The 13,296-nt window shown below is 44.2% G+C and carries 11 protein-coding genes; all 11 read left to right on the top strand.

Annotated elements, in window-relative coordinates; genetic code table 11:
* Nucleotides 1–17: 17 nt before the first annotated feature.
* On the top strand, nt 18–1,646 hold the full coding sequence (locus BLL40_RS13865) for a YceG family protein (protein ID WP_083566538.1): 1,629 nt from the start codon (nt 18–20) through the stop codon (nt 1,644–1,646).
* 5 nt (nt 1,647–1,651) lie between these two features.
* Complete coding sequence (locus BLL40_RS13860; RefSeq protein WP_073712466.1) at nt 1,652–2,722, top strand: toxic anion resistance protein; 1,071 nt, start codon at nt 1,652–1,654, stop codon at nt 2,720–2,722.
* Nucleotides 2,723–2,791: 69 nt separating this feature from the next.
* Complete coding sequence (locus BLL40_RS13855; RefSeq protein WP_073712465.1) at nt 2,792–3,976, top strand: acetyl-CoA C-acetyltransferase; 1,185 nt, start codon at nt 2,792–2,794, stop codon at nt 3,974–3,976.
* 832 nt (nt 3,977–4,808) lie between these two features.
* Entirely contained in the window at nt 4,809–5,870 is a 1,062-nt protein-coding gene (locus BLL40_RS13850) for a putative 2-aminoethylphosphonate ABC transporter substrate-binding protein (RefSeq protein WP_073712464.1), read from the top strand.
* Complete coding sequence (locus BLL40_RS13845) at nt 5,842–6,888, top strand: ABC transporter ATP-binding protein (RefSeq protein ID WP_245797956.1); 1,047 nt, start codon at nt 5,842–5,844, stop codon at nt 6,886–6,888. The genes BLL40_RS13850 and BLL40_RS13845 overlap by 29 nt, the downstream gene beginning before the upstream one ends.
* On the top strand, nt 6,885–8,618 hold the full coding sequence (locus BLL40_RS13840; RefSeq protein ID WP_083566536.1) for an ABC transporter permease subunit: 1,734 nt from the start codon (nt 6,885–6,887) through the stop codon (nt 8,616–8,618). Before BLL40_RS13845 ends, BLL40_RS13840 begins: the two co-directional genes overlap by 4 nt.
* The gene (gene phnX, locus BLL40_RS13835; protein ID WP_073712462.1) at nt 8,618–9,430 is read left to right on the top strand and encodes a phosphonoacetaldehyde hydrolase; all 813 of its coding nucleotides are present in this window, start codon (nt 8,618–8,620) and stop codon (nt 9,428–9,430) included. The genes BLL40_RS13840 and phnX overlap by 1 nt, the downstream gene beginning before the upstream one ends.
* On the top strand, nt 9,409–10,512 hold the full coding sequence (locus tag BLL40_RS13830) for a 2-aminoethylphosphonate--pyruvate transaminase (protein WP_073712461.1): 1,104 nt from the start codon (nt 9,409–9,411) through the stop codon (nt 10,510–10,512). Before phnX ends, BLL40_RS13830 begins: the two co-directional genes overlap by 22 nt.
* Nucleotides 10,509–11,696 (top strand): saccharopine dehydrogenase family protein, encoded by a 1,188-nt coding sequence (locus BLL40_RS13825; protein ID WP_073712460.1) that lies wholly within the window; start codon nt 10,509–10,511, stop codon nt 11,694–11,696. Before BLL40_RS13830 ends, BLL40_RS13825 begins: the two co-directional genes overlap by 4 nt.
* Before the next feature lie 16 nt (nt 11,697–11,712).
* The gene (locus BLL40_RS13820; RefSeq protein ID WP_073712459.1) at nt 11,713–12,462 is read left to right on the top strand and encodes a DeoR/GlpR family DNA-binding transcription regulator; all 750 of its coding nucleotides are present in this window, start codon (nt 11,713–11,715) and stop codon (nt 12,460–12,462) included.
* Nucleotides 12,463–12,675: 213 nt separating this feature from the next.
* Nucleotides 12,676–13,209 carry a methylated-DNA--[protein]-cysteine S-methyltransferase gene (locus tag BLL40_RS13815; protein ID WP_073712458.1) on the top strand — a complete coding sequence of 178 codons (534 nt, stop codon included), beginning with the start codon at nt 12,676–12,678 and terminating at the stop codon, nt 13,207–13,209.
* Nucleotides 13,210–13,296: the final 87 nt, after the last annotated feature.

Below are 13,296 nucleotides of genomic sequence, written 5' to 3'. Positions count from 1 at the left end.
TAAAGGGGAGAGTGCAGTTGAAGAGAAAATGGATCATCATGCCAATTGAAGAAACCAATTGGAACGATGAACTCAGCCGTTCGATTATAGATCGGCCCCGATATAAAAAAGAAACAGATGACATGCAATACAGTCAGATAGCTGCACGTATACTCGGTGCTGGCTTTGATGAAACAGCTTATATGAGTACGCTTTATTCCATCAGCCAGCCGCCGCATGTGTATATATTGTCTGAAACACTTGATAAATCGATGACGCCCGACCGGTTTCAATCTGTCCAGCGCATCTATCATATTATCCAAAACGAACCAAGTCTTTCAGTGAACCGTTTTGTCGCTTTTTTAGACGGAGAGCGTCTGCTTCCTAAATACGCGAAAGATCCTGAATTTAACCGGCTTGTTCGTTCGGCGCTCATAGACGTATTGCAGCTGTTTCAATCCAATCATTCAGGGGCATTTGGCCATCCTGAATTTAGACGAGTGTTTCTTGATTTGATTAAATGGACGTGGAACCATTTGGATCACTGGATGAAGGATCTGGATCTGGAACAAGATATCCCCCATGTTGTCTGGTACGGGGATGCGAGCAAAAGCCAAGTCTATTTTCTTTATTATTTACTTCTTTTAGGAATGGACGTTGTACTTATTCATCCAGAAGGAAAGGACGATTTCAAAGACATTGATCCAGAAAATAAACATACGGTCGTCATACAGTATCCTTCAAAGATGAAGATGCAGCCTTTTCCAAAAGAGGAGCCGAAGCAGCAAGGAACCGTTGCGTATCGAGCATCGAAGGAAATTGAACAAGTGTTAAACCATGAAGGGTCTTCATTTTATAAACCGTGGCAATTTCGAGAGCACTTACCGGTTTCTGTCACATTAAAAACGACTTACGATGAAATTTTTTTGTTAGCAAAAGAGCCTTCATTTATTCGCCCGGGGTTTTCTGTACGAGATGGAGAAGTGAAAATTCCTGCACTGTTCGCTAAAGTGTCAGGTGTTTCCAAAAATCGAAAAGAATATTGGGAAAATATGCAGCGGCTGCGCACCCAAAAAAGTACGTTAACGATCAAACAATTTCCTTATATGAAAGAAAAAAAGGCGAACAATCGATTTCATTATCAGCACGCGCTTGGTGAAAGAAACCGTCTTGATCCGGAAAAAATAGTAAAAAGCAACTGGTGGCAGTATGATCATCTGCATGATGGATTGCAAAAAAGTATTGCATCGGCGATCTCTCGGGTGTGTGAAGATCCAAAAATGGAGAAATTACCAGGAGAAACAGACGAAGATGTTCAGCTATTTTTATTTACACATTCGATGTCGATGCCGGAAGAAATCCTTCAATTATTGCAGACATTTGATTACTCTCAGGAAGTACCGAAGTTGATTTTATATAATAATGAAAAAAACGGTCAGTTGTCCAGAGCAGATGCTGCTATACTCTTATTATTAAATGAATTCGGTCTTGATCTTATTTTGTATAACCCGCCAGGCTTGAATGATCTGGAATTATTTATCAACAAGAAATACTTTGATCATCATTTGCTTGAAGATATGGTATTTGATATGCCTTTTGATCACTATAAAAAAGAAAGCTCCATTTTAAGCGGCTTCATTTCTAAATTTTTAAATGGGAGGAAATGAGTGAGATGCAGGATATGAGAGAAAATGAACTAGAAGTATTAACAGAAAATAAAGCAGAAGACATGCGCCTTCAACTTCGTAACGAACCGGAAGTACTGGACTTAGCAAGCTCTATTGATGTACGAAATCAAACAGGACTGCTTGAATTCGGAAAAGAACCAGCTGTAGAAATATCTCAATTCTCCGATCGAATTTTGGCATCGATGCGTTCAACAAGCGTGACAGATTCAGGGACTTTATTAAAGCAACTTGGAAAAACAATGGACCAATTCGACAAAAATGATTTTGCAGAGCCGAAAGGATTTTTAGGTAAACTATTTAATCGCGGCGAAAAAATGATTGAAAAAATATTTGGTAAATATCAGACACTCGGGCGCGATATTGAAAAAATTCATATTGAAATCTCTAAGTACAAAGATGAAATGGTCCGTTCGACAAACAATATGGATGAAATGTATCAGCAAAACTATCAGTATTACATGGCGCTTGAAAAATATGTGGTAGCCGGGCAAATGAAAGTGGAGGAATTGAAAAGTCATCTGCCTAGTTTAGAAAAGCGGTCGGCAGCCGGTGATCAGCTGGCACAAATGGAACTTGATACGCTGAACAACGCTGTTCAATCGCTGGAAGAACGAGTGTATGACCTTGAAATGGCTAGAATGGTCGCTCTGCAGACAGCGCCGCAAATTCGTCTATTGCAGCGTGGGAATACGAAATTGATTGGGAAAATCAACTCTGCTTTCATTACGACGATTCCGATTTTTAAAAATGGGATCATTCAAGCAGTCGCAGCGAAGCGTCAAAAGCTTGTAGCGGATTCTATGAGCGAATTAGACAAACGTACAAATGAAATGCTGCTGCGAAATTCGCAAAACATTGCGAACCAAAGTACGGAGATCGCCCGACTTGCCGGTGGACCGAGCATCAAAATTGAAACAATTGAAGAAAGCTGGAATACAATTGTAAAAGGGCTCGATGAAACGAGAGCGATTGAAGAAGAAAATAAAAAAGCGCGAGAAGATGGCATGAAGCGGATTGCCCAGCTGCAAGATACAATGAAAAATTATGGAAAATAAAATGCAGCACCCATTGTAATAATTGAAGTGGACTTTGCTATTTCATTAGAACATGTGGAGGTGAAGGAAATGGTTAAAACAGTTATTATAGAAGGCGCACGGACACCGATTGGTAAATTCGGCGGTGCATTAGCCACATTAACCGCCTCACAGCTTGGTGGCATGGCTATGAAAGAAGCAATGAAGCGTGCGGGAGTGAAGCCGGACGAACTGGATGAAATCATTTTTGGAAACGTTCTTCAAGCAGGACAGGGGCAAATTCCATCACGGCAAGCAGCACGTGAAGCAGGCATTCCATGGTGTGTTAAAACAGAAACGGTAAATAAAGTATGTGCATCCGGACTTCGCAGCGTGACGATAGCTGATCAAATCATTCGTGCGGGGGATGAAGAAGTAATTTTAGCAGGTGGCATGGAATCTATGTCGAACGTGCCATATGCGGTATTTAAAGCAAGATGGGGCACACGAATGGGCGACACGCCAATGGTCGATTTAATGATTCATGACGGATTGTCATGCAGTTTCACCGGCGTTCATATGGGGACATATGGAGATAATGCGGCAGATAAATTTGGGTTAGCACGTGAAGAGCAGGATAAGTGGGCGATACGCAGTCATGAGCGAGCGGTTGCAGCAATTGAAAGCGGAACAATGGCAGAAGAGATCGTCGCAGTACAAGTACCACAGCGAAAAGGCGCTCCCATTGTGGTTGATACAGATGAATCACCGCGCAAAGAGACAACGAAAGACGTGCTTGAAAAATTACGTCCGGCATTTGGCAAAGATGGCACTATCACAGCTGGTAATGCCCCGGGTATTAATGACGGAGCAGCGGCACTCGTGTTAATGAGTGATGAGCGAGCTGAAAAAGAAGGGAAAAATGTGCTTGCGACCATTATCGGTCATGCGGAAATGGCGGTTGAAGCAGAAAAATTTCCCCAAACCCCGGGACTCGTTATTAATGAGCTATTAAAGAAAACAGGTAAGTCGGTCGATGATATTGATTTGTTTGAAATCAACGAAGCATTCGCGGCTGTCGTGCTTGCCAGCAATAAAATTGCAGGTATTGATCCCGAAAAGGTGAATGTGAATGGCGGTGCCGTTGCGTTTGGCCATCCAATCGGGGCAAGTGGTGCGCGCATTGTTTTAACGTTAGCATACGAACTACGCCGCCGCGGTGGAGGCGTCGGGATTGCAGCAATTTGCTCCGGTAGCGGACAAGGTGATGCAATTATGATTGAAGTGACGAATTAAAAAAGGACTCGCCAAGAAAAGTGGCGAGTCCTTTTTTGATTATTTGGAAATTACTGAAAAACGATCATTTGTATGTTTAGAGTGTTCATCTTCATCAAGAGTCGCAAGCGTATAATCAGCGTTGCTAATATAACTTTGTCTTTCGATTGTGCGCAGCAGGCGGTGGAAAGCGAGCTAGCGAATCAATCGCTAAAAGATGTGATGAACCATCTCTTTAATTGAGGTGGTTTTTTAGCATGCATTAAAGGCAGTAAAACCCTATTGAATGAAGTTTCACTTACAGTTAAGCACGCGATGTCTTTTCGCAACACCTTTGTTAGCGTACCCTATGAGCAACATGTTTTGTCACTCATAGGATACGCTATTTTTGATGGAACTGAATCAAAAAACGAAGGGGCAGTCATAAAACATTGCTTTTGTGACTGCCCCTCCTTTCATTTGTTACGTACAAAGAAAGAAGGAAAATCGCCACTTGTTTTATCCCGCATTAACGGGCAGTAAGGCCCCCACTTCAAGACTTTGAAAAGAAAAGAAGGATAAGCGGGGGATCAACTGCCCGTAAAAGCCCGATTGGTTCGGGCCGGCTGAAGCCGGTCACTCACGTATTGCCGCAGGACGCGGCGCCTTTTACCTGGGTTCCTGTTTATTCAGTGGGGGATGAAGAAAACCCCTACTGAATGAAGTTTCACTTTATAAAAATAAGTAAATAGTTTTAAAGACACATAAAACAATACAAAACCACAACAATAACTTAACTATTTGTTAATATTTCATTAACAATCACAAGATACAATGAAATCACAATCAAAACAATATAAAAGGAGCTTGAAAAATGAAAAAACGCATGTGGTTTTCCGTGCTTTCTAGTTTATTATTCGTATCAGCTTGTTCAGGTGAAAAAAGTGTCCCGATGGATGCGCAAAGCGGGGTATCGGGTGACTTAACCGTGTATACAGCGGTGGAAGAAGAACTGATCCCTGATTATATGGCTTCTTTTGAAGAGAAGTATCCAGAGGTGGATGTAAAGATTGTCCGTGATTCAACTGGGATTATGACAGCCAAGATGCTCGCTGAAGGAGAAAATACGAGTGCAGATGTTGTATGGGGTCTTGCGGCGTCGAGTTTGCTTGCACTTGATCAGAAAGACATGCTAAAAGAATACACGCCAGCAGGTGCGGAAAACATTAAAGCGGCTTTTAAAGATAAAAATGAACCGCTTAAATGGACAGGAAACACGGCGTTTATGACGGGGATTGCAGTGAATACAGAAGAATTAAAAAAGCTGAATGTGCCGGTGCCAAAAACATATGAAGATTTACTGAAACCAGAATATAAAGGACTCATTGTAATGCCTCACCCGGCGTCAAGCGGAACCGGCTACTTAACAGTCAATGCATGGCTGCAGATGATGGGCGAAAAAGCAGGCTGGTCTTACATGGACAAGCTTCATAGAAATATTGGTGCGTACACGCATTCTGGATCAAAACCGGCAAAAATGGCGGCGGCAGGTGAATATCCGATCGGTATTTCACTTGTTTACACAGCGGCTCAAATGAAAGAAGACGGCGCGCCGGTTGAAGTAATTTTGCCGGAAGAAGGACTTGGTTGGGAAGTGGAAGCTAATGCGTTAATCAATAAAAAGGATGCTGGTAATGAAGAAGCGGCGAAAGCTTTTCTAGACTGGGCTATCGAAGAAGATGTGATGAAGAAGTATTTTAGCGCAAATGGATTTACGACGATGGACAAGGAATTTGAACTGCCGGCATCATTCCCGAAAAACATAGAAGAAAAGATGTATAAGGAAAATGACTTGTACTGGGCGGCAGAAAACCGGGACGCGATTTTAACAGAATGGGAATCAAAATATGGAACGAAAGCTGAACCGAAAGAATAAAGGAGAGATCATGATGGCAAAATCACTTCAAATTAAATCGGTAATGAAAACATTCGGCCAGACGACCGCGCTTGAAGAAATTCATCTCGACATTGAAAAAGGAGAGTTTGTCAGTTTGCTTGGACCGAGCGGATGCGGGAAATCAACGCTGCTCCGGATCATTGCGGGGCTTGATCAGCCGACATCAGGAAGAATGAACGTTGATGGATTTGATATTACAGCTTCGTCTGCCTCTTCACGAAACATTGGCATGGTGTTTCAGTCATATGCGCTGTTTCCAAACATGACTGTGCGTAAAAACATTGAGTTTGCTCTCAAGCCTAAGAAGCTGTCAAAAAAGACGCGTACAGATAAAGCGATGCATATGCTGAAAATTGTCGGACTTGAAGCACTTGCAGACCGGGCACCACAGCAATTGTCAGGTGGCCAGCAGCAGCGGGTAGCACTGGCACGTGCACTTGTAATCGAACCGGATTTTCTTCTTCTCGATGAACCGCTGTCGGCGCTTGATGCGAATGTGCGCCATCAGCTGCAACAGGAAATTCGCCGTATTCATCACGAATTTGGCATGACAACGATTATGGTCACGCATGATCAAGATGAAGCGCTCACCATGGCGGACCGGGTTGCGGTGATGAACAATGGACGCATTGCCCAGTACGATACACCACAAAATGTGTATCGACATCCTGCTGATTCGTTCGTCGCATCTTTTATCGGAACGTCGAATCAGATTGCACAATTAGGGAAAACATGGGTGATTCGTCCTGAGCATTTCTCTGTTGCTTCCGCTCAATCTGGCATGGAGACGTATGTGAACAGCATGATGTTTAAAGGCGCATTTTATCGCCTAAAAGTGAGTGTCATAGATCGAACATCGCCGTTTTTTAATGAAAAGCTCATTGTGGATTTGCCGGCAAATGTGGTGGACAGCCGAAACATTTGTCCAGATCAAAGGGTCTATTTATCTGTGCATGACCATGAAGCGCAGCTCTCAAAAGAAATGGTGATGGCATGACGCCACTTTCTAGTGTGAAAATATTGGAGCAAAGTGTTTCATTATGGCGTCCGCTTCAATTAACGATTATTTTTTTATCATTTGGCTGTCTGCTTTTTATGCCCATTTCGACATTGTTTCTCGAAGTGGCCAAAGATGAAGAAGGCAGATGGTCCGGGTTTGGTCAGGCAATTAGCTATTTGTCCAATCCGACTCTATTAACAAGTTTTCAGCATTCGCTGAACATTGCTCTTTGGACAACGGTTTTTGCACTATCGCTTGGTTTTATGTATGCATTTGCTATTTCGCGTACGAATGTGAAAGGGAAGCGCATTTTGCTTGGATTTGCAATGCTGCCTCTTTTTGCCCCGACGATGATGCACGGGATTGCGCTCATTTATTTATTTGGGCGGCAGGGGATTGTGACGACAGGTTTGTTTGGTCTCTTTCCGGGCGTTGACATTGATTTGTATGGCCCGGTTGGCATTGTGATGGCCGAGATTATCTATACTTTCCCACAAGTCGTTTTGCTTATGTACGTTGCGCTTCGTCAATCGGATCAAGGATTGTATGATGCCGCTAAAACGATGGGTATCAGTTCAGCGGGCCGGTTGTTTGGCATTACGGTTCCCAGTATTCGGCTCGCGTTTGTGAGTGCCGGGATGGTAGCATTCACGCTTAGCTTCACTGATTACGGTGCACCGAAACTTGTTGGAGGACAGTATAATGTGCTGGCGACCGATGTGTACAAGCAGGTCGTCGGACAGCAAAATTTTGCGCTCGGCGCAGTAGCGGGAATTTTACTAATGACACCGGCACTGATCGCATTTGTGGTTGACCAAGCTGCTTCACGAAAGCCGTCGTTTTCATTAAATGCAAAAGCAAAAGCGCTTGAGATTGGGGTACATCGGGGCCGTGATCTGTTGTTCGGTTCATTTGCATATGGTGTGGCACTCGTTGTTGCGGTTTTATTTTTGATGATGATTGTGGCGTCTGTGACCCCTGTCTGGCCTTATACATTCGGTTTTTCACTTGAGAATTTTACATTTAATAGTTACACAGGAGACGGGTTTACAGTCTTTTTAAATAGTTTGATTGCAGCGACTGGTACGGCGGTGTTCGGTACTCTTTTTGCCTTTTTGTTTGCGTACTGGCTTCAAAATGGGGCACTGCCGGCTGCACTCGCGAAAATAGGCCATTTTATGAGCCTTCTTCCGATGGCGGTGCCGGGTCTTGTGATCGGGATTAGCTACGTGCTATTTTTCAGTCGCCCCGAATGGTCATTCTTCGGACTGGTAGTGCCAAATATGCTGCACGGATTGTATGGAACGATGGTGATCGTGATTGTATCGACGGTTCTTCATTTTTTCTCTGTTACTTATATGACGGCGCGGACGGCTTTGAAGAAGCTCGATGCGGAATGTGAGCAGGTCGCGAAAACACTGGGGCTGACGCGGATTGACACGTTTTTTCATTACATACTACCATCGTGTGCCCCGGCGCTTTTGGAAATGGCGATGTATTTTTTCGTCAATTCGATGGTCACGATCTCGGCGGTTATTTTCTTGTACACGCCGGATACGAAAACAGCGGCGGTTTCGATTGTCAGCTTGGATGATGCAGGAAATATCGAGGCAGCAGCCGCGATGGGGCTTTTAATTGTCCTTGTGAATGTTGTCGTGCGTTTTCTATATGAACAGCTGCTGCGTATAGCGGCAAAAAGAACAAAACGAAAAGGAGAGATTGCGTGATGAAAAAAATTCAAGGTATATTTCTTGATTGGGCGGGAACGACAGTAGATTACGGATGCATGGCGCCGGTTGAAAGTTTTGTGAAAATATTTGAAGAAAAAGGGATTCAGGTCACGATGGATGAAACACGCGAGCCGATGGGCATGGCGAAAATCGATCATATCCGGACGATGCTTGAGATGCCGTCAATTCGAAAACAGTGGCAAGGAGAGCTGACAGAAAAGGATGTTTGTGAGCTGAACGAACGGTTTGAAGCGTGTCTGTTTGAAAGTCTGGACGAATATACGGATCCAGTGCCAGGTGCGGTAGAAGCGGTCGAGACATTGCGAGAAATGGGATTAGTCATTGGGACGACAACAGGCTATACGCGGGAGATGATTGACATTGTACGTGCGGGTGCGGCGGAAAAATGCTATGTCCCGGATGTGACTGTAACAGCGGATGATGTGGATGCAGGTCGTCCATATCCATGGATGATGTATTATGCGGCGATGAAGCTTGGTGTGTATCCGATGAACCGAGTTGTGAAAGTGGGCGACACGACAGTTGATATGGAAGAAGGCCGGAATGCAGGTGCATGGACAGTTGGGCTGATATACGGCTCAAGTGAACTTGGCTTATCAATAGAGGAAGTATCACATTTGACAGAAGACGAGCGCGCTATTCGTGAAGCCGATGTGCGTGAAAAACTAATGGCGGCAGGTGCACATACGGTGCTGTTATCCATTAGCGAGCTACCAGCGTTTATTCGCGAACTTGATCGTATTCTTTCGGAAAAGGAGGAATCATCATGGTCCGTTCTCTCCTTTTAACTCCAGGTCCACTGACAACAACAGATACTGTTAAAACAGCAATGATGGGTGACTGGTGTACGTGGGAAGAAGAATACAAAAAGCTGACGAGCGGCATACGCAGCCGGCTTGTGGAATTGGCTGGCGGTGGGGATCAGTATACCGCTGTTTTGATGCAGGGCAGCGGTACATTTTCAGTAGAAGCGGCGATCGGTACGTTTATATCGAAAGAAGATCATGTACTCATTGGCGTAAACGGGGCGTATGGCCGGCGGATAGTGGAAATTGCCGAACGTTTGCATATTCCGTACAGCACGGTGACAGTAGATGATACAAAGGCGCTTGAAGTTGCTTCATTTGAAGAAAAGCTGCGGGCTGATTCATCAATTACACACGTGATGTTCGTTCATTCGGAAACGACTTCGGGGCTTTTGAATCCCGCTCAAGACATTTGCAGGATTGCGAAACAATTTGGCAAAACGACGATGGTCGATGCGATGTCGAGCTTTGGTGGCATGGACATGTCAATGGGTGATTGGAACATGGATGTTCTCGTTTCCAGTTCAAATAAATGCCTGCAAGGTGTACCTGGTTTCGGTTTTGTACTGGCAAACCGTGCGCTGTTAAAATCGCGAAAAGGATGTGCGCCGTCACTTTCACTGGATGTGTATGATCAGTTCGAAACGATGGAAAATGACGGCGGGAAATGGCGGTTTACTTCCCCCACACATGCGGTTCATGCCTTTTCACAGGCACTTGATGAACTTATAGAAGAAGGTGGGATTCAAGTACGAGAAGCGCGTTACCGTCAAAATCAAGAAACACTCATTTCTGGCATGGAAGCACTTAGTTTTAAAACGGCCGTCTCAAAATCGATTCAATCACCATTTATTGTATCGTTTTTGTATCCGGACGAGACGTTTTCATTTGACGATTTTTATAAGGTGTTAAAAGCGGATGGATTTGTTATTTATCCAGGGAAATTAACGGACCTTCAAGCATTCCGGATCGGGATCATTGGTGATATACATGTTTCAGATATTCATCGTTTGCTTGAATCAATCAAAATGTATATGACAGAAAGAGGAGGCTTACTTGTATGAAAATATTTTGTTTAGGTGGAGCAGGCAGAATTAGCAGAGAAGCTGTGCTTGATTTAGTAGAGCATTCTGTATTCGAAGAAATTGTAATTGGCGATTATAATGAAGAAGAGGGTTTAAGCGTAGTAGAGTGGCTGAATGATCCGCGGGTGTCGTTTGTGAGAGTAAATGTGTTTGATGAAGCAGATACGATAGCCAAGATGACCGGGTTTGATATTGTGCTGGACGGGACGACAATTCAATTGAACGGCCAAACAACGAAATTGATTGCAGCGGCGGGCTGCCATGGGATTAATTTGAATGGATTCGGGGAAGAGTTTGCCTATGAAGAGACGTTTAAAGCAAATGGAAAAACAATGCTGCCGGGCTTCGGAATGACGCCGGGTCTGACACAAATGATGGCGATGTATGCAGCGAACCGTCTGGATTTGGTGCAGTCTGTCAGGGTGAGCCACGGGTCGTTCCGGCCGATTGCCTTTTCCAAATCCATTGCGGAAACGACGACGTATGAATATGATCCGGAACTGCCAGGGCGTGTCGTGTTTGAAAACGGTGAATTTGTTCAGGTGAAGCCGTTTGCTCGTCCGCGTGATATTCAGTTGTCGGAGCCGTATGGTCATACGGTCCAGTATATTATTCCGCATTCTGAAACGGTAACGCTTGCTAAAGCATTGAAAGGCAAAGGCGTCCAGTTAATTGAAACACGCGGCACATGGCCTGAGCAAAACATGCGTCTCGTGCGTGCGCTATATGAATATGGCATTTTGAGAAATGAAAAAGTAAGTGTCGGTGGTGCGGAAGAGGGTATAATGGATATTATCAGTGCATATTTGCTTCAGTCAGAAGAAGGTAAGTCAACTGAACTGTATGGCTATGCGCTTCATGTAGAAGTGGTTGGGGAAAAAGATGGCGAAGCAGTTTGTTATGAATTGACGCATACGCACCCCAAAAGCGATGGTTCTGTACAGGGATGGGAAGGGCTACGTGCGTATACGCGTAATGTGGCGATTCCGTTTGCAGTGGCGGCGGAACGTATAGCGGTAGGAGATGTGGAGAAAACGGGTGTACTGACGCCGGAAGAGGCATTTGGCGCTCATCCAGAATTGTTTTTCCCATTACTTGAAAAACGCGGTATTCATGTTCATATCGAAAAGAAAGCTGTCTTGCCTGAAAAATCATATGTATAAAGGCAGGTGGGCGCCGATGCTGGCGGAAGAACGGAAAGTAAAGATTATGGAGTATGTCGTGGAATATGGAAGTGTACGAGTTTCGGATCTTGCGAAAGAATTTGTCGTGTCGACGGAAACGGTCCGCCGCTATTTGGATGAGCTAGAAAAAGAACAGAAGCTGAAAAAAGTATACGGCGGTGCAGTGCGGCTTAGTGAGAAAGAGGAACCGCCGATGTTAAACCGAGAAACGAAAAACCGGATGGAAAAGCGGCTTATCGCTGAACAGGCTGTCTCGTTTATTTTAGAGGGTGATGTTGTATTTATAGACGAAGGAACAACGACTTTGCAAATGGCAGAAGGGTTGAATCGGTTTAAAGAAATCACTGTGATGACTACCTCGTTTCCGCTTACTAATCAGCTAATGAAGACAGATTTTCAAGGTAACATCATTTTCCTTGGTGGGCTCGTACAAAAAGATCACTGGCGGACGGCCGGCAGCTTGACGACGAAAGTAGTACGGGAACTTCATGCCAACAAAGCGTTTATTGCGGTTGACGGGGTTCATCCGGAATTTGGTCTTTCCTGCTACGACAGCGACAAAGCTGTGCTTGGCCAGATGTATATGGAGCAGGCGGAAACAAGTTATGTACTCGCAGACTATTCAAAAATGAACACGCGGGCCACGCACTGCATCGCGCCTTTGCAGCAGGTGGATTTCATCGTCACCGACCGCCCGGCAGAAGGCAGCTGGTCAAATGATAACTGGGTGGTTACGCAGTCATAAATAGAAACTCCGGTGAGAAATCATCGGAGGTTTTTGCTTTGGTTATCATACGGGCATGCCTACGGAGAAAAGGGATGATTTTAAAAACATTGTGTGACCGTCACCTCATTTTCATACGGCAATCACTTTTATTATATTGTTTAAAAAGAAACTTGAAAACACGCCGTCAGGCTATCGAAAAACATACGACCAAAACGTGAACAAGGAGAACTCATGATGAATAAAAAAGAAAGAGTAATCGAGTGGTCCATTGTAGAATACGGCCGGTGGCAATTATACGTAGCCAAAACGGAAAAGGGCCTTTGCTATGTTGGCTCACCAGGACAGTTGTATGAAGAACTTGAAGTCTGTATACAAAAATATTTTCCGCAAGCGTCACTTGTAGAAAATGAAGAAGCTTTAAAGCCATATATAGATGAGCTGCGCCAATATTTTAAAGGGATGCGGCAATCGTTTTCTCTACCGCTAGATGTAAAAGGGACGCCGTTTCAAGAAGAAATTTGGGAAGCGTTACAGCAGATTCCTTATGGGAAAACGTACTCGTATTCCGACATTGCTGAACTTATTCAAAAACCTACAGCGGTTCGAGCGGTTGGAACGGCAATTGGTGCCAATCCGGTGCTAATCACTGTGCCATGTCACCGTGTCATAGGAAAGAATGGATCGATAACTGGTTACCGGGGGGGCATGGATTTAAAAGAATATCTTCTTCAATTAGAAGCTAGTGATCAATGTCTAATACAGTGAGAAAAAAATTGAATCGTTTAACGGGGATCAAAATAAAGACGACTCTCTTTCACTTTACTTGGAAATAGAAAAAACCGTTTCAAAAGG

It is taken from the genome of Domibacillus mangrovi (genome assembly GCF_001906925.1).
GTDB classification, from domain to species: Bacteria; Bacillota; Bacilli; order Bacillales; family Domibacillaceae; genus Domibacillus; species Domibacillus mangrovi.
Note: the sequence above shows the minus strand (reverse complement) of the source record. Positions and strands in the feature narration are given on the sequence as shown.